The sequence below is a fragment of the Paeniglutamicibacter cryotolerans genome (genome assembly GCF_014190875.1).
Classification (GTDB): Bacteria; Actinomycetota; Actinomycetes; order Actinomycetales; family Micrococcaceae; genus Paeniglutamicibacter; species Paeniglutamicibacter cryotolerans.
On sequence record NZ_JACHVS010000001.1, the window covers coordinates 574,569 to 600,103 of the forward strand.

Below are 25,535 nucleotides of genomic sequence, written 5' to 3' on the forward strand. Positions count from 1 at the left end.
GCGGGGGGCCTAGTTTTCGAAGGCCTCGGGAGCCGGGCAGGAGCAGATCAGGTGACGGTCGCCGTTGGCGCCGTCGATGCGTCCCACCGGCGGGAAGTACTTGTCCTGGTGCAGGTGCTTCACGGGGAAGGCCGCCTGTTCGCGGGTGTAGCTGCGCTCCCAGTCGGTGCGGATGACCGAGGCCGCCGTGTGCGGGGCGTTGCGCAGTGGTGAATCGGCGATGTCGAAGTCGCCGGCCAGCACCTGCTCCATTTCGCCGCGGATGGCGATCATGGCCTCGATGAAGCGCTCGATCTCGCCCAGGTCCTCGGATTCGGTCGGTTCGACCATCAGCGTCCCGGCGACCGGGAAGGAGAGAGTCGGCGCGTGGAAGCCGTAGTCGATCAGGCGCTTGGCCACGTCCTCGGCGGTGACGCCGGTCTTGTTGGTCAGCTCGCGCAGATCCAGGATGCACTCGTGTGCGACCAGGCCCTTGTTGCCGGTGTACAGCACCGGGAAGTGCTCGTTCAGGCGCGAGGCGATGTAGTTCGCCGAGAGGATGGCGGTCTTGGTGGCCTCGGTCAGGCCTTCGCCACCCATCATCGCGATATAGGCCCAGGAGATCGGCAGCACGCCGGCGGAGCCGAACAGCGTTGCCACCACCGGGATGCCGTCGCGCATCGTGTAGGTTCCGGTGGCGTCGCCCGGGAGGAACGGCACCAGGTGCTCGGCCACGGCGACCGGGCCCACGCCCGGTCCGCCGCCGCCGTGCGGGATGCAGAAGGTCTTGTGCAGGTTCAGGTGCGAGACGTCGCCGCCGAATTTGCCCGGCTGAGCCAAGCCCACGAGGGCGTTCATGTTCGCGCCGTCGATGTATACCTGTCCGCCGGCGGCGTGGATCTTGTCGCAGACCTCGCGCACGTCCGCGTCGTAGACGCCATGGGTGGACGGGTAGGTGATCATGATCGCCGACAGGATGTCCTTGTTGGCTTCGATCTTCGCGTCCAGGTCGTTGGCGTCGATGGTGCCGTCGGCAGCCGTCTTCACCACGACGACCTTCATTCCGGCCAGCACGGCCGACGCGGCGTTGGTGCCGTGTGCGGAAGCGGGAATCAGGCAGACGTTGCGCTGCGTATCGCCGTTGGCCAAGTGGAAGCCGCGGATGGCCAGCAGGCCGGCATATTCGCCCTGGGATCCGGCGTTCGGCTGGATCGAGACGCCGGCGTAGCCGGTGATCACGGACAGGCGCGCTTCCAGGTCGGTGATCAGCTCACGCCAGCCCTCGGTCTGGTGCTCCGGGGCGAACGGGTGGATGGAGGCGAACTCGGGCCAGGAAATGGATTCCATTTCCGCTGTCGAGTTCAGCTTCATGGTGCATGACCCCAGCGGGATCATGGTGCGGTCCAGGGCCAAATCACGATCCGAAAGGCGGCGCAGGTAGCGCAGCATCTGGGTTTCGGACTTGATCGTGTTGAAGATCGGGTGGCTCATGTAGTCCGAGGTACGCAGCACCGCGGCGCCCAGCTCGAAGCCGGCCGCAGTGGCCGCGGCATCAGTGATGCCGAACACGCCGGCGATGGCCGCCACATGGGCCGCGGTCGTGGTCTCGTCGGTGGAGATGCCCACAGTGGTGCCGTCGACCAATCGCAGGTTGATGCCCGCGGCATCGGCCGCCGCGACGGTGGCTGCGGCGTCGGAGACGGTGACGTGCAACGTGTCGAAGAAGGAGTCCGAGACCAGCACGTGGCCGGCGCCGGTGAGCAGCGTGGCCAGCGTGCGGGCATGGTGGTGGGCGCGCTGGGCGATCCGTTTCAGGCCGGCCGGGCCGTGGTAGACGGCGTACATCGATGCGGTGATGGCCAGCAGCGCCTGGGCGGTGCAGATGTTGCTCGTGGCCTTTTCGCGGCGAATGTGCTGCTCGCGGGTCTGCAGGGCCAGGCGGTAGGCCGGGGTTCCGGCGTCGTCCACCGAGACGCCGACCAGGCGCCCGGGCAGCGAACGCTCCAGGCCGTGGCGCACCGCCATGTAGGCGGCGTGCGGGCCGCCGAAGAACAGCGGGACACCAAAGCGCTGGGTGTTGCCCACGGCGATGTCGGCACCCTGCTCGCCCGGGGCGGTGATCATCGTCAGCGAGAGGATGTCGGCGGCGACGGTGACCATCGCGCCACGGTCCTTGGCGGCGGCGATGATGGAAGCGTGGTCGATCACGGCGCCGTTGTTGCCCGGCTGCTGCAGCACGATGCCGGAGATCTCACCTTCGGGCAGCCCTGCCGAAAGGTCGGCGATTTCGACCTCGAAGCCCAGGGCCTCGGCGCGGCCGCGGACCACGGAGATGGTCTGCGGGAAGACGTTGGAGTCGATGACGGTCTTGGCTGTGGCCTTGGCCTTGTTGGCGCGGCGCATCAGCAGTACCGCCTCGGCGACGGCCGAGGATTCGTCCAGCAGCGAGGCGTTGGCGATCGGCAGGGCGGTGAGGTCCATGACCATGGTCTGGAAGTTCAGCAGCGCCTCGAGGCGGCCCTGGGAGATTTCGGGCTGGTACGGCGTGTAGGCCGTGTACCAGGCAGGGTTTTCCAGGATGTTGCGCAGGATGACCGGCGGCGTGAGCGTGTCGGAGAAACCCTGGCCGATCATCTGGGTCTTCATGACGTTCTTGCCGGCCAAGACGCGAAGGTCGGCAAGTGCCTCGGCCTCGGTGCGCGGTGCGGGAAGGTCGAGCGGCTCCGACTGGCGGATATCTGCCGGAACGGCTGTATCGATGAGCTCTTCGAGGCTCGAGTATCCGAGCTGGTTGAGCATGGTCTCGATGTCATCGCCCTGCGGGCCGATGTGGCGCGGGACGAATTCTGCGGACGGGGTCACTGTCATGGGGAACTCCATAGGGTCATCGGCGTGCGCGCACGCCGAACGAGCTGCAAGTCCCTCCCCGACCCTGTTCCTGTGACCTGAGAGTTTTCGCGTCACCGTGGCCCGGGGGCCTCGGTTGCGCTTGCACCTTCGGTGAGCCGCACCGCCGGGGCGGTGCTGCTGCTTTCCAGAGTTGCCTCTTCGCGGCGGTACGGGGGCCTGAGAGTTTCCCGGGGAGGAATTGCTCCTACGGCGCCCGCACAACATCGTTATGCGGGACTCTCCCGCCGCATGTCAGTGGCTGTGCCTTCTGCGAGGCACATCTCCCATCTTACGTGGTGTGGGTGACCCCCACAACATGATGACCCGTCCGGACGGCTTGCCGCCGCCGGCTGCCCGCGTGGCATCCCGGCGCTGCCCCCCGGATCATCCCCTCCCGTCGACGTCCTGCGTTGATCAGCTCAGAACATCCCGGAGGTTCCCAGCCATGAACCGATGGCAAAGGTGGCTGCCAAGGCCGCCGCCCCACCGATGAGCACGCGCACCGTCGGCCTGAGCATCCTGGCCCCACCGAGCCAGGCACCCGCGGCGCCGGTGATGGCCAGCGCCACCATCACGGCGGCGAAGGTGACGGGGATCTTGAACGGCCCGGGCAGCAACACTGCCGTGAGGAATGGAAGCACTGCCCCGATGGTGAATGCGGCTGCCGAGGCGAAGGCTGCATGCCAGGGGCTGAGCACCTCGTCCTCGGCCAGATTCAGCTCGACCTCAAGGTGGGCCTTGAGCGCGTCGTGCTCGGTCAGCTCCAGGGCCACCCGCCGAGCCGTATGGGGGCTCAGTCCCTTGGCCCGGTAGATGCCGGCAAGTTCCTCGAGTTCGGCCTCGGGCATCGTTTCGAGTTCATGGCGCTCCTTCTCGATGAGCGCTTTCTGCGCATCGGCCGAGCTGGACACCGAGACGTATTCTCCCAACGCCATCGAGATGGCGCCACCGATTGCCGCCGCGGTTCCCGCGGTGATGATCGGTCCATTGTCCGTGCTGGCACCGGCGACGCCGACGAGCACGGCGGCGACGGAGACGATGCCGTCGTTGGCGCCCAGCACCCCGGCCCGCAGCCAGTTCAGGCGCTCCGCCAAACCCCGTGGCTGGTGCTCTTCACCGGCGTGTTGTGCCGTAGTTTCATCCATGGACACAAGCCAACCACCACCCGGTCGCACCCGCCAGCAAGGACAGGCGTACCTCTGCCCGCCGCCGTCACCCGGCCAGACCGACGAATTGCGGGTATTTGGGCTCGAGCCCGTCGCCGGAGGAGGTTCCGGTCAGCCGGCGCTTGACCCAGGGGGCCAGGAACTCGCGGGTCCAACGCGCGTCCTCGCGCAGCTTCTCCAGCCGTGGGGTGCGCACCAGCGGCAGCAGGACCGGGGACTCGATGCCCGACTCTGCTTCAAGCACGCCGAGCACCTTCTTGGCCATCAGCTGGTGGCCGGCAACCCCCATGTGCAGGCGGTCGGGGGCCCAATAGCGGATGTCGCTGAAGTCGCGCCAGCGCCAATAATCGGCGATCATCGCCCCGTGCGCCTCGGCTATCTCGCGGACGGCCTCATTGTAGATGGCGGTGCGGCCGCGGGACTTTTCAAAGAGAGCGGCACCGTTCGTGTCGAATCCAGTGAACAGTAGCACCCGGGCACCTGTGGCGCTCAGTGCCGCTACAGCCTGCTCGTAGTCGTTCATCAGCGCGTCGATGTCGACGCGGGGACGCAGGATGTCATTTCCACCGGCATACAGGCTGACCAGCGTCGGCTTCATTGCCAAGGCCACCGGAAGCTGCTCGGCAATGACCTGGCGGATTTTCTTGCCACGGATGGCCAGGTTCGCATAGCCCCAGTCCGGGTCGGCGCACAGCTGCTCGGCAACGCGGTCCGCCCAGCCGCGGACCTGGTTGGGCCGGTTCGGATCGGCATCGCCGACGCCCTCTGTGAAGGAGTCGCCAAGGGCCAGATATCGTTTCGAGAATTCCACCGCTCCAGCCTATCCGCCCGATCCCCCGAGTGGCTTCACGGTTTCCGCCCGTCGAATTCACAGCTTCCAGATAGCTACGGTAATCACAATGGATGCATGATCTCGTTAACGCAGCAGGACATCCCCGATGATCCCTACGAGGCCGCAGCGCCCGACACCGGATCCACTTCCGCGCCCAGTTCGAACACTTCCTCACTCATCGGCCGCCGCTTCGACATCACCGTTCCCGGACTCGGCTTCGCCGTGCCGGTATCGTTCGCCTGGGCAGGCGATCCAACTGCGTGGCTGCCCGCCGGCACTGTGATGCACGCATGAGGATTCACGTCGTACTGCTCTCGGCACTGGCTTCGGCCGGGCTGGTGGCGGCCGGCTTCTCCGCTGGCACGTTGGCCACCGCACCGACGGTCCCCGACTCCTACCAAGCCGATGCGGCACTACTCCCGGGCACCATAGCGCAGCTCTCCCCGGCACCGACCCGGATTGTCACCCGCGCCCAGCTGCTGGGAGCCAACGCGGCATCGGTGCAGCTGGTGGGTTCGCCGGCCTACACCGCACAGGGGTACCAGGACTCCATGCAGGCATACCTGGATGCGGCCCGTGCCTGAGCCGCTGCACACAGCGAGCTTCCCGGTGCTCGGCACCGTGTTGGGCATCAGTTCACCGCTGCCCCGCAGGGAACTCGACGCAGCGGCGCGGGGCGTTTCGCTGATGCTCGCCGGCTATCTCGGCGCCGGATCCGGACGCTCGCTTCAGGCCCAGATCGATGCGGTGGCCATCGGTTCGCTCGCCCTCGAGGACAGCAGCCAAACGGTGCGCTCGCTGCACCGGCTGGCTCTGCACTGGCGGGAGCGGACACTCGGCGCCTTTACTCCCGGTGAGAGGTACCCGGAACTGGCGGGGTTGCTCCGGCCCTATCTGATGGGGCAGGCGGCATCGGTGCTGCTGGATTTCGGCATCCCGCACTGGGCCGTTAACCTCGGCGGGGACATCGCCTGCTCCGGGTCGCCGACGCCATCGGTCCCGACGGGTTCGGATCCCTTTTACGGCACGCCGTGGCGGGCCGGGATCACCGATCCGTTCGGCCCCGGGCTGCTGCTTGCCGATGTCCCGCTGGCCGGAACCCCGGGATTCACCGCAGCCCTGGCCACCTCGGCCGGAACACCGGCCTCGACCTACCGGCAGGTCAGCGTGCTCGGCCCCGACATCGTGGAGGCCGACGTGCTGGCCACCGCCATCCTCTCCGGCGGTGCAGACGTCCTAAGGGCCGCCTTGGCCGGGTCCCCGGTGCAAGTGCTGGCAGTCCACCACGACGGTGCGTTGGAGGCCTCCACCCGCTGGCCGACCTACGCTACTGAGCCAGCAGCACCTGGCGCACCGCCGTACTGAGCCGTCCCGCACGCGATGCAGTGCCACCCTCCTCGGCACGCGTCGGCACATAGCCGAAGCCCAGCGAGTAGGCCGGGTCGGCGTAGCCGAGGGCGCCGTTGGTGCCATCGTGCCCGAAGGTCCGCCAAGAGCCGAAGTCGTTGGATGGCGTCGGCTTCATGAAGACGATGCCGAAGGCAGTCTCGGTCCCGACGCAGCGGTCGGCACCGAAGACCCGTTCGCTCGAGAGCGCCGCCTGCGTGGCGGCGGTGAGGATCGGCGGGGCGATGCTTCCGTCGGGCCCCTGGATTCCGGTGCTCGCCGCGGCATAGAGCCGGGCCAGCCCGCGGGCGCTGGCTACGCCGCCGAGTGATGAGATGCCGCCGGCCCGCACAGCGCGCACGTTGGGGATCTGGAGGAAGTCGTAGCCCGGACCCTCGGGACCCTCGAACCCGGCAGTGGAGTTCACCGACAGGCCCAGGAGCGAGAAGGGGTCCATGAATGGCGCCGGCGGGCCCTGCAGTGGTGCCAATACGTTGGTGTATCGAGGTTCCAGCTCCTCCGGCAGCCCCAGGTGGAAATCGATGTCGTGGGGAATGCGGATCAGGCGTGCGTAGATCTGCTGCAGGCTTTCACCGGTAGTGCGCCGGGCCAGTTCCTCCATGAAGACGCCCATGCTGAGCGCATGGTAGCCGTGTGTGGAACCCGGGGACCACACCGGTTCGGCCGCCGCCAGGATGGCCGCCGCCAGCCGGGAGTCGGTGAGTTCCTCCGGAGTGAAACCACCCTCGACCCCCAGTAGCCCGGCCTGGTGGCTGAGCAGCTGGGCGACGGTAATGGAAGCCTTGCCCGCGGCGGCGAACTCCGGCCAGTACAGGGCAACCGGGGCCTCGAGATCCAGGACGCCGTCCTGCACCAGCAGGCCCATCACCATCGCTCCCGCCCCCTTGCTGCAGGAGAACACACCGGTCAGCGAGTCCAGGGTGCAGTCGGGGCCCACTGCAAGATCCAGCACCGGGACACCGGCGTGGTAGACCGCCAGCTGCGCCGAATAGCCGGGGTCCTGCTTCGCGAAGGAGCCCAACAGGTCGGCCACCGGAGCAAACCGGGGATCGATGATTTCCGCTGATGAATTCGATTGCATGCTCACCGGCCCCACACTACCCGGCAGGCTCGACGGGGCCTGTGCTAGGCAGTGGGCGTTTCCTGGCGGAAGCGCAGCCGCCAGCGATCCCCGGCCCGCTCCCACAGCGAGCTGCACAGCACCACGTCCACGGCATCCACCATCCGGTAGGCGATCTGGATCAGCGTCGGGGCCAACTTGTTGGCGGCCAACAGATCGACCCGCCCCACCGGCAGCGGCTCGAAGCCCTCGGCGAGTGCGGCCAGCAGCCTGGCCTTATCGGTCAGTGATCCATCGCGGCTGATCTCCCGGAATTCGGGGTGCAGCAGGTGGTCCAGGTCGGAGATGTTCCCGCAGACCTCGGGGTCCTGCAGCTCCCGTTCCAGGGCCAACACGGTGTCGACGTCGTCCGCTGCACCGGCGGCTGGCGGTGCCGGGGATCCTGCGGAGGCCAAGGGGGCTGCCGGTTCTGGTTCAGCGGCCGCCGCGCCACCGGATCCGGCAAACCCCGGGCCGGCATCGGCGGGGCGCCCGGATTGGTAGGCTGTGGCGGCGGCGCGGGCCTTGTCATCGGCGGCCTCGTTCAGCGCGTGCCCGGCATGGCCCTTGACCCATTCGAATTCGTAGGTCCGACCGACGATTTCCTTGTCGATGTCCTTGAGCAGGTCCATGTTCAGCACCGGCTTGCCATCGGATTTCTTCCAGCCCTTGCGCTTCCAGCCGGCCATCCACTTGGTGACGCAGTTGATCACGTACTGCGAATCACACAGGATGTGCAGCTTCTCTTCCGGCATGTGCCTGGTGGCCCGGAACAGGTCGAGCACCGCCATGAGCTCGCCCATGTTGTTCGTGCCATGCGGCCAGCCACCTGCACCCCAGCAATCCTCGTCGACATACCAGGCCCATCCTGCCGGGCCGGGGTTTCCAAGTGCTGAGCCGTCTGCTGCGGCGGTAATCGTCATGTGTTCAATCCTGCCACGGCGCACCGGACACACCGCGCGCCGTCTCACCCCGTGCCCGCCAACCATGGCCTTGCCCCACCCGTAGTCCTACGCTGGAGGCTCATGGATGGGGCCTGCATCGCGGCACCAGGAAACGCGCTTCCTCCGCAAGGAGGGGCGTCAGTCGCACCGGATGAGTAGATCCGACAGCCGTAGCCGCCTGCCGCCGTTCCTTTCGGTTCCCGTCCCCGGCAGTAGAACAACCGGCAGTAGAACAATGGGAAAGGGCAGTGATGCCAATGTCGTCGAACAAGGCAGTCGTTTGTCCTGAACCCGGGGTGGTCGAGGTCATCGACACCCCCTTCCCCACCTTCGAACTCACCGACGGACCCGGAGTCAACCCCGCCAACGTGGGCCGCAAGGTCCCGCACGGGGTCATCCTGCGCACCGTGGCCACCAACATCTGCGGCTCGGACCAACACATGGTCCGCGGACGCACCACCGCCCCCACCGGCCTGGTCCTGGGCCACGAAATCACCGGCGAAGTCATCGAGGTGGGCCGGGACGTCGAATTCATCAAGGTCGGAGACATCGTCTCGGTCCCCTTCAACATCTCCTGCGGCCGCTGCCGCAACTGCAAGGAACAAAAGACCGGGATCTGCCTGAACGTGAACCCCGACCGCCCCGGATCCGCCTACGGCTACGTCGACATGGGCGGCTGGGTCGGCGGCCAAGCCGAATACGTCCTGGTCCCCTACGCCGACTGGAACCTGCTCCGGTTCCCGGACCGCGACCAGGCCCTGGAAAAGATCATGGACCTGACCATGCTCTCGGACATCCTGCCCACCGGCTTCCACGGCGCAGTCACCGCCGGGGTCACCGTCGGCTCCACCGTCTACGTCGCCGGCGCCGGACCGGTCGGCCTGGCCGCCGCAGCCTCCGCCCAGCTCCTCGGCGCCGCGGTGGTCATCGTCGGGGACCTGAACGAGGACCGCCTGGCCCAGGCCCGCTCCTTCGGCTGCGAAGGAATCAACGTCGCCCACGGGGACCCCGCGGACCAGATCGAACAGCTGCTCGGCGTGCGCGAGGTCGATGCGGGCATCGACGCCGTCGGCTTCGAAGCCCGCGGCCACGGCCACGGCGCCGGGGCCGCCGAGGCCCCGGCCACCGTGCTGAACTCGCTCATGGACCTCACCGCCGCCGGAGGATCCCTGGGCATCCCGGGCCTCTACGTCACCGGGGATCCCGGAGCAGCGGACGAAGCGGCCCAGAAGGGCTCCCTGTCCCTGTCCCTGGGCACCGGCTGGGCCAAATCCCTGTCCTTCACCACCGGACAATGCCCGGCCATGAAATACAACCGGGCGTTGATGATGGCGATCCTGCACGATCGGATCCACATCGCCAAGGCCGTCAACGCGCAGGCGATCCTGCTCGAGGACGCCCCGCGCGGCTACGCCGAATTCGATGCCGGGGCCGCAACGAAGTACGTCCTGAACCCCAACGGCTACCTGAACCGGTAGCCAACCGTTTCCCTTGTAAAGTGTTTCCCTTTTAAAGGAGCAGTACCATGTCATTGAATCTCGCTGACGCCCGCACCATCATTGCCGCCGCCGAGGCGCACGCCACCGAAATCGGCCAACCGATGAACATCGCAGTCGTGGATGCCGGGGGGGAACCTGGTATCCCATGTGCGCATGGATGGGGCCTGGCTGGGTAGCATCGACATTTCCATCAACAAGGCCTTCACCGCACGGGCTTTCGACCTGCCCACCAAGGACCTGGCCGATAATGCGCAGCCGACCCAGCAGTTTTACGGGATCCATGCCTCCAACCATGGGCGCATCATGATCTTTGCCGGAGGTATCCCGATCCGCAGCGATGGCGTGGTCGTGGGGGCGATCGGGGTCAGTGGAGGAGCCGGGGACCAGGACCAGGGCGTTGCGGAAGCCGGCGCCGCCGCCGTGTAGCGGCTGTGGCGTTGCCCAGTATCTGAGTGCCACTCGCGCATTGGCGTTGAACCGGTGCCTGTCCTGGAAAAACCTCGTTCCCCCGGTTGCCCCGGGAGAACGCCCGGGGCAGTCCCGGCGGGCGCCTCGCCGGCATCGAAGCCCCTGCCGGTCCAGCCCCTGGACTGTTGCGTGCGATCTGGAATGCCTCCCCGCCTAGATGATTGATTCCAAGGGTTCATGGTCATAGGCGGTCAGCGACCGCAGTGGATGGGAACCGGTGTTCAGGTTGTGCCAGATGGCCACGGTCAGCGCGAGGATGCGTTGCAGGACCCGCACGGTGACCCCGGCGATGGTCCTCCCGCCATGGGCCTCCAGGTCCAGCTGGCCCTTGAGGGTGTCGTTGATTGACTCGATGACCTGACGCAGTGGCTTGAGCAGACTCTTTCCGGGACGGGGTTTCTCACCTTGACGGGTCGGACGGACCAGGGTGATCCCGGCCTCGGAGAGGTCCTGCTCGAAGGCCTTCCCGTAGTAGTTCTTGTCCGCGATGATGATCTGTCCCGGCTCCACCGGGGTGGGCAGGTTTTCCAGGATGCCCAGCAGGGTCTCACGCTCATCGGCCTTCGCCCCGGTCAGCGCGTAGCCGACCGGCAGTCCGGTCGGGGTGCACAGCAGGTGCAGGCGCAGCCCCCAGAACCACCGTGAATGCGAGGCGCAGTACCCGTATTCGGCCCAGCCGGCCAGTTCGGAGCGGTGGGCCGTGGTGTGGGAGCGCCCGCATTCCACAGGGGTGGAATCGGCGAGCCACAGCTCATCGGACCAGAGCCCGGTGGTGTGGGCCAGGTGTTCGTTGAGAGCCTGCAGGGTCCCGCCCAGCTTCCGCAGCCGTTTGTTGTATCCGGGTTGTTGGGGCAGGTCCGGGAACCATCGGCGCAGGTCGTTATGGGATTGGCGGAGCCAGCGGCGTTCGGAGGTGAAGCCGAGCAGGGCCTGGAGGACCGCGATGGTGACCAGTTCGGCGTCGCTGATCCGGGGCCCGAAGCCGATGGCCGGACGCCACGGGAGCAGGTGCGGATTGGCCTTCAGAAAGTCGTCCGCGCAGGCGTACAGTGCTGTTGCAAGGGTGTCCAGATCGGGAGCCATCGGAACTCTCCAGGTTCGAATGTTGGGTATTACATCTCGATTCTGGACACCCTTGCCCGCGCTGTCACCCCTTGGAATCAATCATCTAGGCCGGGTAGAGCGGGTTGTGCCCGGCTTCGACCCGCTCGTCATCGCGCACCGGGCCCGGTGCGGTGCCGGTCCCGAACGGTGAACCGCCCAGGGCCTCGCGTCCGTGGGCGGTGAGCCAGACCGACTCGTCGGGTCCCGCCGGCACGATCCGGGTGGGGTTCACGTCCTCGTGGACCATGTAGTAGTGCTTTTTGATCTGGTCGAAATCCACTGTGTCGCCGAAGCCGGGGGTCTGGAACAAGTCTCGTGCGTAGGCCCAGAGCACCGGCATTTCAGTGAGCTTGTTCCTGTTGCATTTGAAGTGGCCGTGATAGACGGCGTCGAAGCGCACCAGGGTGGTGAAGAGGCGCACGTCGGCCTCGGTGATGGAATCCCCCATCAGGTAGCGGCGGGTGGCCAGGCGTTCCTCGAGCCAGTCCATCGCGGTCCAGAGTCTGTTGTAGGCGTCCTCGTAGGCGGCCTGGTCACCGGCGAACCCCGCCCGGTAGACCCCGTTGTTGACCTCGGTGAAGATCCGCTTGATCACCGGAATCATCTCGTCCAGCCGATCGGCTGGCAGCAGATCCGGGGCGCCCTCCCGGTGGAAGGCCTTCCACTGTGTGGAGAAGTCCAGCGTGATCTGCGGGTAGTCGTTGGTGACGACGGCCCCTGTGGGAACGTCGACGATGGCCGGGACGGTAATGCCGCGCGGGTAGCCGGGGAAGCGCTTGAAGTAGTTCTCTTGGATGCGTTCGGTGCCCAGCACCGGGTCTACCCCTCCAGGATCCAAGTCGAAGGTCCACGAGCGCGCATCGTGCACCGGCCCCGGGGTACCCAGCGAGATGGCATCCTCGAGCCCCAGCAGCCGGCGCACGATGATGGCCCGGTTCGCCCACGGGCAGGCGCGGGCGGCGACGAGCCGGTACCGCCCCGCCTCGACCGGCCAGGCCGTCGCACCGGCGGACAGTCCTGCGGAGGGGTTGCCGATGGTTCCGCCGGTCGGAGCGGCGGAGGCCGTCACGGCGTCCGGGTCCGCGACGATCCGGTCCTCGATGTAGTGGGTGTCCCGGGTGAATTCTCCGCCGGTGACGTAGCTGCCTTGGGTGGAATGCGCTTCGCTCATGGCTTCAGCTTACGACCGGGCAGCGGGGTCCGGGCAAGGCCCGTTACCCCCGGTGTCAGGCTGGCGCGGGAACCGGTGTCTCCCCCGCGGCCAGCAGCGCGGCATAGGCACCGTCTGCCGCAACGAGTTCAGCGGGGGTTCCGCGCTCGGTAACGGCCCCGGATTCGAGCACCACCAGCTGGTCGGAGGATCCGACGGTGGAGAGCCGGTGTGCGATGGTCAGTGTGGTTCGCCCGATCGCCAGGTCATCGAGCGCCTGCTGCACCAGCGCCTCGGTGGTGTTATCCAGCGCGCTGGTCGCCTCGTCGAGAACCAGCACGCGCGGGTTGCGCAGGATGGTGCGGGCGATGGCCAGGCGCTGCTGCTCGCCCCCGGAGAAGCGGTGGCCGCGGGCCCCCACCAGGGTGTCGAGCTGTTCGGGCAGCGCGGCGATCAGAGCGGCGATCTGCGCTGAATCCAACGCCTTCCACAGTGTTTCGTCGTCGGCGTTGGGGTCTGCCAGCAGCAGGTTTTCACGGATCGAGTCGTGGATCAGGTAGGTCTCCTGCGACACGACTCCCACGATCCGGCTCAGGTCAGTGGGGGCGATGTCCCGCAGGTCGATCCCGTCGATGGTGATCCGCCCGCTGGCCGGATCATGCAGCCGCGGCAGCAGCGCGCCGAGCGTTGACTTGCCCGATCCGGTGGGACCCACCACTGCCGTGTGGGATCCGGCGGGCAGGTGCAGGTCGATACCGCTCAGCACCGGCCGCCCACCGTCGTAGGCGAAGCCGACATCCTCGAAGCGGACCTCGCCGCGCACCTGCGCCACGTCGAGGACGGCGGGTTCGGTCGGTGCGGTGATCTCCGGGATCAGGTCCAGGTATTCGAAGATGCGGCTGAACAGCGCCATCGCACTCACCCATTGCACCCCGACATTCAGCAGCCCCATGATAGGGCGGAAGATCGCGCCCTGCAGGGCGGTGAAGGCGACCAGCGTGCCGATGCTCATGCCATCGGAGGTGGCCGGCAGCCCGGCGGCCAGATAGATGATGGCCGGGATGGCGGCAAAGACGATGCCCATGGTGGCCATGCGCCAGCGTCCGGCCAGCTGCGAACGCATTTCCAGGTCGATCAGCTTCGAGGAGCTGGAGCTGAAGCGGGAGGCGTCGCGGGCGGTGGTGCCCAGGGTCTTGGCCAGGCGCACGCCGGAGATCGATAGGCCCTCTTCGATCTGCGTGTACATCCCGGCAAGTTCGCGCTGCTTGGCGCTGGTGATGTCGCGGCGCAGCAGCGCCACCTTGCGCGAGAGCCACACCGCCGGCGGGATCACGATCAGCGAGAGCAGGCTCAGCTTCGGCGAGAGTACCACCATCGCGATGGCGGTGGCCACGGCGGTGGTCAGGTTCGAGGCGATGGATGTGGCGGTCGAGGTGACCACGCCCTGCATGCCGGCGATGTCGTTGGTGAGCCGGGACTGGACCTCGCCGCCGCGGGTACGGGTGAAGAAGGACAGGGATTGGAGCTGCAGGTGGGAAAAGAGCCTGGTGCGCAGCGAATGCATGACGCGCTGGCCCACGGCGGTGGCCATCCAGGTCTGGATGACGCCGATGATGGCCGTGGCGGCGGCGACTGCCACCAGCCCGCCGGCCAGCCAGGCCAGCAGCGCCACGTCCTGGTTCGGCAGGGCGTTGTCGATGATGGAACGGATGAGGAAGGGCTGGGCGAGCCCGATCACCGATGCCACCGAAATCAGCGCCATGACGGCGATCAGGGCTCCCTTGTGCGGGGAGAAGAGCGAGGTGATCCGGGAGGTCTTCACCGGATGGGCCTTGAGTTGTTTGATGTCTGCCGGGTTGACGCGCGCGGCGGCGCCCCCTCCCCGTCCGGGGCCATCGCCGGGTCCGCCCGAGGTGCGGGGGCCCTGGCGCGATGATGTTGCAACGAAGTCCGGGTTCGCCATATGCACCACCTCCAGTGGTGTGAGAGGGCGGGCGCGGGAGTCGCACCCACCATTAGAGAGGTTACCTCACTATGTGGTTGCCCGTCAATCACCCCTAGACTGTTCAGATGACCCAGCGCAGCATTCCCCACGACGATGCCGACCTCGGCGAGCTCTTCCATGCGGCATTCCGCGGACTGCGGCACACCTGGGCCGAACAGCTGGCCCCCTACGGGCTCACCCCGCACCAGTTCAGGGCGCTGCAATCACTGCTGCGCCGCGGCGGACCGGGCGGTGGATGCGCCGAAGGCGGGACCGGGGGGATGCGCCTAAAGGACATCGCGGCCCGGCTGCGCATCGCCCCGCGCTCGGCCACCGAGGTCATCGACCAGCTCGAGGCCAAGGCGCTGGTCACCCGCGCCCCGGCCCCGGACGACCGCCGTGCGACGCTCGTCTCGGCCACCGATGCGGGCCTTGACCTATGGCGCCGGCTCACCACGGCACGCCGCGAACTGGCCAACGAGTACTTCGCGAAACTGGAGCCGGCGGACCGCGCCGAACTCAAGCGGATCCTGCGGCTGCTGGGCTGAGCCCTCAGCTTCCCCGCCGACGGACCGGGGTGGCGCTAGAGCGCCAGGACGACCTTTCCCCCCGCCCGCCTGGTCCGCACCTTGGCCAGGGCCGCCAGGGCCTCGTCGAACGGATAGACCCGTTCGATTTCCAGGTGGATCCCACCGGCATCGACCTGCTCGAAAAGCCGCGCCAACTCATCGGCGACATCCAGCAGATGGGGCACCACCAACAGGCGTATGCCACGCTCGGGCTCCGGCCCATCACCCGAGATCGAGATCAGCGTTCCCCCGTCCATGACCACGCCCAGGCTCTGCGCCGACGTGCCGGGCTGCACAGCCAGCACCGCATCGACACCCCCGGGCTTCCAGTCAATGACCTGTTCGCGCCACAACCCGTCGCGGTAGTCCACCACCTTCTCCGCGCCGAGGGAGCCCAGGTACGCGTGGTTGGCTTCCGATGCCGAGGCAGCCACGCGCCACCCCCTTCGCACGGCCAGCTGGATGGCGAGCGTGCCGATGGCCCCGGAACCACCGGCAATGAACAGGGTGCCGCCGGCCGGTGCCGGGCCCAGAGCCCGCAAGGCCCGCAGAGAGGTGTTCCCGGCCACCGGCAGCGCTGCCGCCCGGTGGAAGTCCAGGGCCTCGGGGACGTCAATGATCAGCGAGTCCGCCTTGAGAACGCAGTACTGGGCCCAGGTTCCTCCCTTGGGCTGCAGGGCGCTGACAAAGGCGATCCGCTCGCCCGGTCGGCGCCCACGGACGGCATCACCGACAGCTTCGACCACGCCGGAGGCCTCGATGCCGATCGGGAAGGGATAGGCAGCATCGGCGGGCAGGAACGATGAATCGTGGATCCCCACGCCCACCGCCCGGATGCACACCAGCAGCTCGTCTTCGCCCGGGTGCGGGATCGGAACATCGACCCGTTCCACTACAGCGGCTCCCTGACGGGGTATGACAAAGGCCTTCATGGCGTGATTCCTTCCTCTTTATGCGGCGGGACCGGATTCGGCCCGGGCAGGGGCTTCGGTGGCGAGGGCAGGGCTCATCGAGACGGTGCTGCGCAGGGGAGTGCCACGGACCACGGCGATGGTCACCACCGAGACCACGGCAATCATCGAGGCAACGAGGAACACCGGGCCGAAGGCGTCGGCGTACGCCTGGTGGAACACCTGCTGCACCGCCTCCGGCAGGCCGCTGACATCCAGCTGGGTTTCACCCGATCCGCCGGAGAGCGCACCGGGCTTGATACCCAGCGCCCCCAGCCCGTCGGCGATATTGGTGCCGACCCGGCCGGTCAGGATGCCGCCGAGGACGGCCACCCCGATCGCGCCGGCCAGCGAGCGGAAGAAGGCAATGGCCGCCGAGGCGGCACCGATGTCCGTGACATCGACGGTGTTCTGCACGGCGAGCACGACGTTCTGCACCAGGGTTCCGATGCCCACGCCCATCAGCGTCATGAAGATCGCCACAAACCAGTAGGGGGTGGCGTGGTCGATGGCACCCAGCCCGGCCAGCCCCATGAACATCAGCACGCTGCCGACCATCATCACCGGCTTCCAGCGTCCCATCCTGTTGACCAGCTGGCCGCCGATGGTGGAGGAGAGCAACTGGCCAAGGATCATCGGAATGGTCATCAGCCCGGCCCGGGTCGGGCTCACCCCGGCCCCGAGCTGGAAGTACTGGGTCAAAAAACTCCCGAGCCGAACATGCCCACTCCCGCACCGACGCTGGCCACGATCATCCACACCGCCGTCTTGTTGCCCAGCACCCGGATCGGGATCATCGGTTCGGGTGCCTGCAGCTCGACGAAGACGGCACCGGAGGCCACCACGAGGAAGGCGGCCAGGAACAGTCCGGACTGCCAGGAAATCCAGTCGTAGTCGCTCCCGGCGAAGGTCACCCACAGCATCGGAATCGCGGCCGCAATGGAAACCAGGACGCAGCCAAGGTAGTCGCTCCGGATGCCGGCGCGCCTGGCCGTGCTCAGGTCCAGCTTCAGCTGAAGCAGGATCACTGCCAGCACCGCCAGTGGCACGCTCACGAAGAAGCACCACCGCCAGTTCAGGGCATCGGTGATCACCCCGCCCAGCAACGGACCGGAAACCGTGGCGACGGCCATCACCGCGCCCATGTAACCGGCATAGCGTCCGCGTTCGCGCGGGGCAATGATCGATCCCATGATCGACTGCACCAGCGCCATCAGGCCGCCCATGGCGATTCCCTGGACGGCGCGGGCGCTCATCAGCACGGCAATCGAGGTTCAAAGCCCGGCGGCCACCGAACCGACGACGAACATGGCGATGGCGATCTGCGTCAGTGCCTTCTTATCGAACAGGTCCGAGAGCTTGCCCCAGATCGGGGTGGCAATGGTCATCGCGAGCAGGCTGGCGGTGATGACCCAGGTGTATTGCCGCTGGTTGCCGCCGAGCTCGGCCATGATGGTGGGCAGCGCAGTCGAGACGATGGTCGTGGAGATCGTCGCGGTGAAGAGCGCGGCCAGCAGGACCGTCATCACCTGCATGATCTCGCGGTGCGAATAGGTCCGGGGCTCGGCCGGGGCCGACGTCGTGGGCGTGGAGGTACTCATCCGTTGGATCCTCTTTCAGTCTCTGTCGTGTCCAGCCCGGAGGCGTCCGGTGCGGCGTCGGGGTCCCGAAGCACCTCGCCTAAGTGGAAGTTCAGCCGGGTCAGCAGGCCGATCGCCTGCTCGGCGTCCTGCGGACTCCAGTCCGCTAGCGCCGTGGCGAATCTGCGCACCGCATGGTTTTCGCTTTCGCCCAGCAGCGCCCGCCCGCGCCCGGTGATCGAGACGAGGAAGGCCCGGGCGTCGGAGGGATCCGCATGGCGCTCCACCAGGCCCTCGGTTTCCAGTGAATCGACGGTCCGGGAAGCCACGGGCGCGGACACCGAAAGCCGACGGGCCAACTCCCCCAAGCGGGCATCGGCCTGGCTCAACTGCTGCAGGAAACCAAACCGCGTTCCGTTCAGGCTCTGCTCCCGGCTGCGCTGTCCGGCGACCCTGAAGGTACGGCTGATCTGCACCATCCTGGCCAGGATTTCCCCTGCGGCACGATCCTCGATCATCTTGGGCTCCCCTTGTTCAAGCACATCAGGCTAACTTATTTACTTAGGGTAAGCAATCATATGGAACTTCGGGTCGCCCGTCAGCCCTCGGCCCGACCCCGACGCCAATAACCCATGAACGAGACCTGCTTGCCGTCGATGCCCGCATCCCTGACCAGATGTCGGCGCAGTTCCTTGATCATCCCCGCCTCCCCGGCCAGCCAGGCATAGAAGTCGGCACCGGAGCCCTCCGACGTCTCCCACAGGATCCCGGCATCCACGTCGAAGTCCTCCGGATCGTCCCCGGGCTCCACTGTCCCGGGGGTCGGTACAGCCGCCCGGACCGCCGCCGAGAGCAGCTCCCCGTGCGGTCGCCCGGCACGGGCCAGCCAATGCACGTTCACCGCGGAGCCGGTCACCGGGTGCTGGATGTCCCCCTCTTCGGGGACCTCGATGAACGCCTTGCCCTGCAGGCCCGCCGGCAGCGACTCGAGGATCGAGCAGATGGCCGGGGCTGCCGTCTCGTCGCCGGCCAACAAGATCCGCCGCGCGGCCCCGGGACGGAATTCGATGCCGCCGTAGCCGGGTCCGCACAGTGCGGCATTCGGCCCCAACAGCATCAGCCGGTCACCGGGACGCGCCCCGGCAGCCCAGACGGCAGCGGGCCCGCCGGCCAACTTCTCCCCGTCGTGTTCGAGGTGCAGCACGAAGTCGAGGTCGATTTCAGGCCCGGGCCCGGCATTGCGCGGATCCCCGGCGGGGCGCAACGCGCGCACCGTGTAGGTGCGCATCGAACCGCGCACCATCTCGTCCAAGGCCAGCCATTTCCGATACCACCCCTCCTGTCCGGCCTCGGTCACCCACGCGTCGGGGCGCAGCGACTCGAGCCCGGACACCGGAACCCTCGAACCGTCGGGCGCCAGCATCGGAATCAGCGCCTTGACGCGCAGGTCAAGCGGGTGCCCGCCGGTGCCGAAGTGCTCGAGCTCGGCCCCGGTGAGCGTGATCCGGCGGAATCCGGGACCCAGCTCGTCCACCACGCCCACTTCCAGGTCGAAGGCCAACGTCGGGCAGATCTCGCGGGCAGGCCTCGACCCCGGCTCCCTCCCTTGGTGCCGGCCGATCGGCAGCACCAGCGGCGTACCGGCCACGGGGTCCTGGATCACCTTGCAGCGCATGCCGAAGACCTCGGAGACCACCTCCTCGGTAATCACCTCGGACGGATGGCCCTGCGCGGCGATCCCGCCGAGCTTGAGCGCCACCAGATGGTCGGCGTAGCGGGCCGCCAGGTTCAGGTCATGGAGCACAATCACCACCGTGGTGCCGCGGGCCCGGTTCAGTTCGGCAATGACATCGAGCACCTCGAGCTGATGGGCGACATCCAGGTAGGTGGTGGGCTCGTCCAACAGCAGCAGCCCGGTGTCCTGGGCCAACGCCATGGCGATCCAGACGCGTTGGCGCTGCCCGCCGGAAAGCTCGTCGATGGGCCGTTCGGCCAGTTCGGTGGTTCCGGTGACGGACAGTGCTTGTTCCACCGCCGCATCGTCGTCCTCCGACCAGCGGCGGAACCACCCCTGATGCGGGTACCTGCCGCGGCCGACCAGCTCCCTGACGGTGATGCCGTCGGGGGCGCTCGGCGCCTGCGGGAGCAGGCCCAGCACCCGGGCGACCTCCCGAGCCGGGCGGCTGTGGATGTCGGCCCCGTCCAGCAACACGGTTCCGGCCGCCGGCTTCAACAGCCGGGACAGGCCGCGTAGCAGCGTGGATTTTCCGCAGCCGTTGGCCCCGACGATGATGGTGATCTTTCCCGCGGGCAGTACCAGCGAGAAGTCTTCCACCACCGTGGCGGAGCCGTAGGCGAGTGACAGGTTGAGCGCTTCAAGTGTTGGCATGTCAGCCTCCATTTCCTTGTTTGTTTGTACGGACCAGCAGCCAGAGCAGGAACGGTGCGCCGAGGGCCCCGGTCACCACCCCCACCGGCAGGCTGGCGTCGCCGAAGGCGTTGTCCGCCAGGAAGGCGGCAGCGAGCACGGTCAGTGCACCGGCCAGCGCCGCGCCGGTCAGGTTGTTGCGTCCACCATGCAACCGCCGGGCCAGCGGGCCGGACAGGAAGGCCACGAACGCTATCGGCCCGGTGACGGCCGTGGCCATGGCACACAGTGCGACGCCCAGGAGCACCAGGCCCAGCCGGGTGGGGGCCACCCTCACTCCGAGCCCGGCTGCCGTGTCGTCCCCCAGGGCCAGGATCCGCAGCTTGGAGCCGGCTGGCACCGCCAACGGCGCCACCAGTGCCAGTCCGGTCCCCAGCAGCAGTACCCGCTCCCAGGTGCTGGCGTTGAGCGACCCGGTGAGCCAACGCAGCGCATCCGCGGCGGCATTGACGTCGGTGCGCGTGAGCAGGTATTGGATGACGGCCTGGAGCAGCGCCGCCACTCCGATGCCGGCCAGGATCAGCCGGCCGCCCACCTGCCGGCCGGACCGGGCCAGACCGTGGATCAGCAGGGCGACGGCCAGCCCGCCGAGGAAGGCGGCCAGCATCAGCGGCGGGCCCTGCAGCGAGAAGAGCAGCATGCCCGCCACCGCGGCCGCCGATGACCCGTAGCCGATGCCGATCACGTCGGGACTGGCCAGGGGGTTGCGCAGCAGGGTCTGGAAGAAGGCACCGGAGAGCCCAAGCGCGGCACCGGCCAGCAAGCCCAGGCAGGCGGCAGGAAGCCGGTCCTGAAGCACGATGAAGCTGAGCCCCGGCAGGTTCTCCCCGCCCATGATCGCCAGCAACTGCCCCGGGCCGACCGGGTAGCGGCCCAGCATGACCGAGGCTGCGAAGGCCAGCAGCACGGCTGCAAGCAGCGTCGTGTTGACCCGGATTGAGGTGGTCCGCCGGCGGCTCCGCGGGGGCACTTGAATGCTCACAGCTCAACCTTCTTCCCGGCTCGCAGCATCCACAGGAAGACCGGGGCGCCGATGACGGCGGTCATCACCCCGACCTGCACCTCGGAGGGCGGGGCGATGACGCGCCCGAGCACGTCGGCAGCCAGCACCAGCAGCGGCCCGGCGAGCAACGACAGCGGCAGCAGCCGGCTGTAATTCCCACCGATGGCCAGGCGCAGCAGGTGCGGGATGACCAAACCGACAAACGCGACCGGCCCGGCCAGGGCCGTCGCCCCGCCGCAGAGCAACACCACGGCCACCGCGGCCACGGCCCGGGAACGGCCGACCGCGATGCCCAGTCCGCGTGCCGCATCGTCGCCGAGAGACAGGGCGTTGAAAAGCCGTGCGCTGCCCAGGGCGAGCACCGACCCGAGGAGCAGGAACGGGGCCACCTGGACCATCTCGGACAGGCTACGCACGCCCAGCATCCCCACCTGCCAGAACCTGAAGGCGTCAAACGCCTCCCGGCTCAGCAGCAGCACGGCGTTGAGCAGGCTGCCCAATCCGGCGCAGAGCGCTGCGCCGGCCAGGGCCAGCTTCAGCGCGGTGGCCCCCTCCCTGCCCAGGCTCGCCACCGCATAGACCAGCGCCGCTGCCAGTCCGGCACCGAGGAACGCCAGCCAGACATGGCCGCCGATCCCGGACACGGAGAACAGCTGGATGCCCAGCACTACAGCCAGCGCAGCCCCCGCATTGATGCCCAGGATCCCGGGATCGGCCAACGGGTTGCGGGCGATGCCCTGCATTGCCGTACCGGCCAGGCCCAGCGCCGAACCGACCAGCAGGCCGGCGACAGTGCGCGGCACCCTCGACAGGACCACTGCATGCTCGCCGTTGGCCGGATCCGGTGCCGTCAGCGCCGCCCAGACGGTACCGACACCGGTGCCACGCGCGCCCACCGACAAGGAGAGCAGGACGGCGACGGCCAGCGCGCACAACAGCGCAAGTCCCAGCCACCCGGCCTGGCGGCTGGTCTGTCCGGCGGCAGCACCGCCCGGGGTGGCGGTCGCTGCGGGGGCGTCTGCGAGTTTCATGGGACCGGCTCCTACACTGGGGGAATGGTGGATCTGATGGAAAACGGGGGCTGCGACCCGATCCCGCGTGCCGTATCGCGGCTGGCCGGGGCGTTGCTGGCCCCTAATCCGGGGCCGATGTCCCTCGAGGGGACCAATTCGTATGTCTTGCGCTCGCCCGGCGCCTCCGGATGCGTGGTGGTGGACCCTGGACCAGAGGATTCCGGGCACCTGGGTGCCCTGGCAGCACAGTCGGTGGAGCTGGTGCTGATCACGCACCGGCACGCTGACCACACCGCTGGCATCGATGCACTGCACCGGCTCACCGGCGCACCGGTGCGGGCGCTGCTGTCCGAGCACTGCCGGGCGGCAGAGCCCCTCACCGACGGGGAGGAAATCGCCGCCGCGGGGATCCGCATCCGGGTCCTGGCGACCCCGGGACATACATCCGATTCGCTCAGTTTCCTGTTGCCCGGCGATGGCCCGCTGGAGGGCGGACCGGCGACCGGATCGATGCTGACCGGGGACTCCATCCTCGGGCGCGGAACGACGATGCTCGACTTCCCCGACGGAACGCTGGCCGACTACCTGGCCACGCTCGATCTCTATGACGGTTATCCCGGCGCCCTGGTGCTGCCGGCCCACGGGCCGGTATTGCGGCGGCTGGATGCAGTGGTGTCCGCCTACCGCTCCCACCGGCTGGAGCGGTTGGAACAGATCAGCGCGGCCCTGGCTTCCTTGGCCGCACGCGGAACCGGCGAGCCGACGATCGGCCGGGTCACCGACCTCGTCTATGCCGACGCCCCGGCCAACGTGCGCCGGGCCGCCGAGATGTCCGTGGCGGCCCAGCTGCACTATCTGCGCAACGTGGCTGCCTCCTAGGGGCGCGTCGCCTACTTCCCGGACGCCTTGGCCGCTTCGGCGGCATCGGCCAGCAGCGGCACCATGGTGTCCATGGCCCATGGCAGGCTCAGCGGGCTCGAGGCCGAGATGGCCAGGGTCAACGTGTCATCGCTAATGGCCGCCAAGCCGCCCTTCCGCACTGCGGGAATCTGCCCGAAGAGCTTGTGCGCTGCAATTGATTCGTTGCTGGTTCCCTTGGGGAGCCAAGTGAAGAAGACATCGGAGTCCAGTTCATTGGCACGCTCGGCGGACCAGTTCACGAAGAACTTGCCCTTCGGGGTGTTGGCATCGACCAGGGGTGCCTGCTTCATGCCCAACGAGGCCAGGAAGCGCGGGCGGTTATCCCCGCCGGCGTAGAGGTTGATGCCGCCTTTGCCAGGCTCCAGGTTGCCGGCGATGAACGTGGCGTCCTTGAACACCGGGTGCTCCTGCGCGGCGGAGGCCAGCTGGGTCTCGAGATCCAAGACGGTGGTGGCCGCCTGAGCATCCCTGCCCAGTGCCTTGCCGACGGCCGTGATGGCCTGCTGCCAGCTGGTGGTGTAGTTTTCGGCGATCGGACCGATGACCGGGGCTATCTTGGAGAGCTTGGCGTAGTCCTCCTCCGTCATGCCCGAATAGGCGGCGACGATGAGGTCCGGCGACAGCTTCGCCATCTCGGTGAAGTTCACTCCGTCCGTTTCGTCGTACTGCACCGGGGCCTTCTCCGAACCGATGGGGGCGCCGAGCTCGGTGAGCTTGGCATCCTTCCAGGGCGTGGATCCCTGCTCGTTGTTGCCCCAGGTGTCCTTGGCCATGCCCACCGGCACCACGCCAAGGGCCAGGACGGCGTCGGCGTTAACCCAGGAAACCGTGGCAATGCGCTGCGGATCGGCCGGAATCCGGGTCGTGCCGTAGAGGTGCTCGATGGTAACGGGGAAGCCGGAGCCCTGCTGGGCTGCCGGCTCGATGGCCGCAGGGGCCCGCTGGGCACAAGCGGACAGGGCCAGCGCTACAACTGCGGCGGTGGCCAGCAGGCCGGTTCGACGGGTGAAACTCATGGCTGGGCAATCCTTGTCATGGGGAACGGGGGCGGGCGGAGCACGGCTCGGGAATTGCCGAACCGACGCTGCCGACGAGTAAGGCTAACCTCACTAATTGCAATTAAGCAACATGAAACTGCCCTAATGGAACTGAGGGGCAGGCGCGCCACTCCGGGCCTGCCCGGCAAGCCGGCGCTACTCCCGCGACATTGACTTGCCGGCCGCTCGGCGGTCGATCCCCTCTACCCAAATCGCCTCGAAGCTTCCGCACCAGGCATCGTTCCACTCGCCAAACTTCCGCAAATCGTCAGGAAAAATGACGCTGACAAGGGGGATTTGCCGCCGCACCCCGTCCTGCGAACCATTGCGGGGGCAAATGTTACGGAGGTCACTTAGGGCAGGCTAAGCCGCGCCATGAGTGGGATCCAGGCCATCGAGCCCCAGCAGTGAGGCGGCAAAATCGACAGATCCGCCTACCCCGGCTTGCACGGAGGGTCACCTTACCCATAGCGTTTTGATTAAGTTCATTTACGCACGTGAATCGTCAACTATTAGCGTGAAATCCACCTGCGTAGCAGCCCTCGATCCTGGAGTATCCCTTGAAGATTTCATTTCGCACCCTGCTCGGCACCGTTGCCGCAGGCGCTTCCCTCATCGCGCTGACCGCCTGCGGAGGATCCTCCGAACCGGCCAAGGCCGAGGGGAAGACGGTTTCCATCACCCACGCACAGGGCACCACCGAGGTCCCGGTCAACCCGGAGAAGGTCTTCACCTTCGATCTGGGCGTGCTGGACTCCATGGAGGCCCTGGGCATCGAGGCAGACGGCGTCCCGGACGCCCAGTTCCCCGAGTCACTGGCCAAGTACAAGGACGCGAAGTTCGAAAAGATCGGTTCCATGAAGGAGCCGAACTTCGAGGACATCGCCGCGGCGGCTCCGGACCTGATCATCATCACCGGCCGCACCGCCGGCTCGTACAAGCAGTTCAGCGAAGACATGAAGATTCCGACCGTTGACCTGTCGGTCGATGCATCCAAGCCGATGGAATCCTTCAAGGAACAGGCAGCCAACCTGGGCAAGATCTTCGACGCAGAGGACAAGGTCGCTACGGCGCTGACCGACATCGATACAAAGGCCACCGAGACCAAGGCCAGGGCGTCCAACGCGGGCAAGGGCCTGATCGTGCTGACCTCCGGCGGCGAGGTCACCGCCTACAGCGCCGGCTCGCGCTTCGGCCTGATCCACGACGTGCTCGGCGTTGCCACGGCGGCCGATGTGAAGCACGACGGAGCCCACGGCGAGGCCGTCTCCTTCGAGTTCATCAAGGAAAAGAACCCCGATACCCTGTACGTGGTTGACCGGGACGGCGCCATGGGCACCGCCGGCGAAGCAGCTGATGCCGTACTGGACAACGAACTGGTCAATTCGACCAACGCGGCCAAGAACGGCAAGATCGTCAAGCTCGACGCCAACTCCTGGTACATGGTCGGATACGGCCTGAACAACCTGCCAAAGATGATCGGCGAGGTGGCCCAGGCCCTGTAGCCTGTACC

The 25,535-nt window shown here is 67.5% G+C and carries 24 protein-coding genes, 1 pseudogene and 1 riboswitch; of the genes and pseudogenes, 9 read left to right on the top strand and 16 right to left on the bottom strand.

What is annotated here, in order from left to right; translation table 11 throughout:
- Nucleotides 1–9: 9 nt before the first annotated feature.
- From gcvP to E9229_RS02820, 3 genes are all read right to left on the bottom strand, one after another.
- Nucleotides 10–2,847, bottom strand: coding sequence for an aminomethyl-transferring glycine dehydrogenase (gcvP, locus tag E9229_RS02810; protein WP_183509754.1), 2,838 nt, complete (start codon nucleotides 2,845–2,847; stop codon nucleotides 10–12).
- Nucleotides 2,848–3,023: 176 nt separating this feature from the next.
- Nucleotides 3,024–3,123: riboswitch (glycine riboswitch) on the bottom strand.
- 164 nt (nucleotides 3,124–3,287) lie between these two features.
- Entirely contained in the window at nucleotides 3,288–4,013 is a 726-nt protein-coding gene (locus E9229_RS02815; RefSeq protein ID WP_183509755.1) for a VIT1/CCC1 transporter family protein, read from the bottom strand.
- A 67-nt stretch (nucleotides 4,014–4,080) separates the two neighbouring features.
- On the bottom strand, nucleotides 4,081–4,845 hold the full coding sequence (locus E9229_RS02820; protein ID WP_183509756.1) for an SGNH/GDSL hydrolase family protein: 765 nt from the start codon (nucleotides 4,843–4,845) through the stop codon (nucleotides 4,081–4,083).
- 96 nt (nucleotides 4,846–4,941) lie between these two features.
- Here E9229_RS02820 and E9229_RS02825 point away from each other — a divergent pair, with 96 nt between their 5' ends.
- Genes E9229_RS02825 through E9229_RS19205 form a run of 3 tightly spaced genes read left to right on the top strand, consistent with a single transcriptional unit; the run spans nucleotide 4,942 to nucleotide 6,231 of the window.
- Entirely contained in the window at nucleotides 4,942–5,160 is a 219-nt protein-coding gene (locus E9229_RS02825; protein WP_183509757.1) for a hypothetical protein, read from the top strand.
- Nucleotides 5,157–5,450: a hypothetical protein gene (locus E9229_RS02830; protein WP_183509758.1), complete on the top strand. Its 294-nt coding sequence runs from the start codon at nucleotides 5,157–5,159 to the stop codon at nucleotides 5,448–5,450. Before E9229_RS02825 ends, E9229_RS02830 begins: the two co-directional genes overlap by 4 nt.
- Complete coding sequence (locus tag E9229_RS19205) at nucleotides 5,443–6,231, top strand: FAD:protein FMN transferase (RefSeq protein WP_183509759.1); 789 nt, start codon at nucleotides 5,443–5,445, stop codon at nucleotides 6,229–6,231. Before E9229_RS02830 ends, E9229_RS19205 begins: the two co-directional genes overlap by 8 nt.
- Here E9229_RS19205 and E9229_RS02840 read toward each other — a convergent pair.
- Both E9229_RS02840 and E9229_RS02845 read right to left on the bottom strand, forming a co-directional pair.
- A complete protein-coding gene (locus tag E9229_RS02840) occupies nucleotides 6,194–7,354 on the bottom strand; it encodes a serine hydrolase domain-containing protein (protein WP_183511837.1) in 1,161 nt (386 codons plus the stop codon). The genes E9229_RS19205 and E9229_RS02840 overlap by 38 nt on opposite strands.
- Before the next feature lie 44 nt (nucleotides 7,355–7,398).
- Entirely contained in the window at nucleotides 7,399–8,295 is an 897-nt protein-coding gene (locus tag E9229_RS02845) for a ribonuclease HI family protein (protein ID WP_183509760.1), read from the bottom strand.
- A gap of 278 nt (nucleotides 8,296–8,573) precedes the next feature.
- Here E9229_RS02845 and fdhA point away from each other — a divergent pair, with 278 nt between their 5' ends.
- The 3 genes from fdhA to E9229_RS02855 are packed head-to-tail and all read left to right on the top strand — an operon-like array spanning nucleotide 8,574 to nucleotide 10,241.
- Nucleotides 8,574–9,794, top strand: a complete 1,221-nt coding sequence (gene fdhA / locus E9229_RS02850; RefSeq protein WP_183511839.1) for a formaldehyde dehydrogenase, glutathione-independent — start codon at nucleotides 8,574–8,576, stop codon at nucleotides 9,792–9,794.
- Between the two features lie 47 nt (nucleotides 9,795–9,841).
- The gene (locus E9229_RS19630) at nucleotides 9,842–9,991 is read left to right on the top strand and encodes a heme-binding protein (RefSeq protein WP_281369443.1); all 150 of its coding nucleotides are present in this window, start codon (nucleotides 9,842–9,844) and stop codon (nucleotides 9,989–9,991) included.
- Nucleotides 9,969–10,241 carry a GlcG/HbpS family heme-binding protein gene (locus E9229_RS02855; protein WP_281369544.1) on the top strand — a complete coding sequence of 91 codons (273 nt, stop codon included), beginning with the start codon at nucleotides 9,969–9,971 and terminating at the stop codon, nucleotides 10,239–10,241. The genes E9229_RS19630 and E9229_RS02855 overlap by 23 nt, the downstream gene beginning before the upstream one ends.
- A 195-nt stretch (nucleotides 10,242–10,436) precedes the next feature.
- Here E9229_RS02855 and E9229_RS02860 read toward each other — a convergent pair whose 3' ends face one another.
- The 3 genes from E9229_RS02860 to E9229_RS02870 all read right to left on the bottom strand — a co-directional run bounded on the left by E9229_RS02860 (nucleotide 10,437) and on the right by E9229_RS02870 (nucleotide 14,500).
- Nucleotides 10,437–11,366, bottom strand: coding sequence for an IS982 family transposase (locus tag E9229_RS02860; RefSeq protein ID WP_183509723.1), 930 nt, complete (start codon nucleotides 11,364–11,366; stop codon nucleotides 10,437–10,439).
- 85 nt (nucleotides 11,367–11,451) lie between these two features.
- Nucleotides 11,452–12,558 (bottom strand): glutathione S-transferase family protein, encoded by a 1,107-nt coding sequence (locus E9229_RS02865; protein ID WP_183509762.1) that lies wholly within the window; start codon nucleotides 12,556–12,558, stop codon nucleotides 11,452–11,454.
- Nucleotides 12,559–12,613: 55 nt separating this feature from the next.
- The gene (locus E9229_RS02870) at nucleotides 12,614–14,500 is read right to left on the bottom strand and encodes an ABC transporter ATP-binding protein (RefSeq protein ID WP_183509763.1); all 1,887 of its coding nucleotides are present in this window, start codon (nucleotides 14,498–14,500) and stop codon (nucleotides 12,614–12,616) included.
- A 107-nt stretch (nucleotides 14,501–14,607) separates the two neighbouring features.
- Here E9229_RS02870 and E9229_RS02875 point away from each other — a divergent pair, with 107 nt between their 5' ends.
- Nucleotides 14,608–15,069, top strand: coding sequence for a MarR family winged helix-turn-helix transcriptional regulator (locus E9229_RS02875; RefSeq protein ID WP_183509764.1), 462 nt, complete (start codon nucleotides 14,608–14,610; stop codon nucleotides 15,067–15,069).
- Between the two features lie 35 nt (nucleotides 15,070–15,104).
- On the opposite strand, the gene E9229_RS02880 is transcribed toward E9229_RS02875, so the two are convergent.
- From E9229_RS02880 to E9229_RS02905, 7 genes and pseudogenes are all read right to left on the bottom strand, one after another.
- Nucleotides 15,105–16,022, bottom strand: coding sequence for an NADP-dependent oxidoreductase (locus E9229_RS02880; protein WP_183509765.1), 918 nt, complete (start codon nucleotides 16,020–16,022; stop codon nucleotides 15,105–15,107).
- Nucleotides 16,023–16,040: 18 nt separating this feature from the next.
- On the bottom strand, nucleotides 16,041–16,742 hold the full coding sequence (locus E9229_RS19210) for an MFS transporter (RefSeq protein ID WP_246380325.1): 702 nt from the start codon (nucleotides 16,740–16,742) through the stop codon (nucleotides 16,041–16,043).
- Nucleotides 16,739–17,641 (bottom strand): annotated as a pseudogene (locus E9229_RS19215) (MFS transporter). The gene E9229_RS19210 and the pseudogene E9229_RS19215 overlap by 4 nt, the downstream one beginning before the upstream one ends.
- A complete protein-coding gene (locus E9229_RS02890; RefSeq protein ID WP_183509766.1) occupies nucleotides 17,638–18,138 on the bottom strand; it encodes a MarR family winged helix-turn-helix transcriptional regulator in 501 nt (166 codons plus the stop codon). Before E9229_RS02890 ends, E9229_RS19215 begins: the two are co-directional and overlap by 4 nt.
- Nucleotides 18,139–18,218: 80 nt before the next feature.
- Nucleotides 18,219–20,009 carry an SIP domain-containing protein gene (locus tag E9229_RS02895; RefSeq protein WP_183509768.1) on the bottom strand — a complete coding sequence of 597 codons (1,791 nt, stop codon included), beginning with the start codon at nucleotides 20,007–20,009 and terminating at the stop codon, nucleotides 18,219–18,221.
- A 1-nt stretch (nucleotide 20,010) separates the two neighbouring features.
- Complete coding sequence (locus E9229_RS02900; RefSeq protein ID WP_312855584.1) at nucleotides 20,011–21,030, bottom strand: FecCD family ABC transporter permease; 1,020 nt, start codon at nucleotides 21,028–21,030, stop codon at nucleotides 20,011–20,013.
- Nucleotides 21,027–22,082, bottom strand: coding sequence for a FecCD family ABC transporter permease (locus tag E9229_RS02905; RefSeq protein WP_183509769.1), 1,056 nt, complete (start codon nucleotides 22,080–22,082; stop codon nucleotides 21,027–21,029). Before E9229_RS02905 ends, E9229_RS02900 begins: the two co-directional genes overlap by 4 nt.
- A 36-nt stretch (nucleotides 22,083–22,118) precedes the next feature.
- On the opposite strand from E9229_RS02905, the gene E9229_RS02910 reads away from it, so the two are divergent.
- Nucleotides 22,119–22,943 carry an MBL fold metallo-hydrolase gene (locus E9229_RS02910; protein ID WP_183509770.1) on the top strand — a complete coding sequence of 275 codons (825 nt, stop codon included), beginning with the start codon at nucleotides 22,119–22,121 and terminating at the stop codon, nucleotides 22,941–22,943.
- Between the two features lie 11 nt (nucleotides 22,944–22,954).
- Here the strand turns inward: E9229_RS02910 and E9229_RS02915 are convergent, their stop codons facing one another.
- Nucleotides 22,955–24,001, bottom strand: a complete 1,047-nt coding sequence (locus E9229_RS02915; RefSeq protein ID WP_183509772.1) for an ABC transporter substrate-binding protein — start codon at nucleotides 23,999–24,001, stop codon at nucleotides 22,955–22,957.
- 581 nt (nucleotides 24,002–24,582) lie between these two features.
- On the opposite strand from E9229_RS02915, the gene E9229_RS02920 reads away from it, so the two are divergent.
- Nucleotides 24,583–25,527 (top strand): siderophore ABC transporter substrate-binding protein, encoded by a 945-nt coding sequence (locus E9229_RS02920; protein WP_183509773.1) that lies wholly within the window; start codon nucleotides 24,583–24,585, stop codon nucleotides 25,525–25,527.
- Nucleotides 25,528–25,535 lie beyond the last annotated feature (8 nt).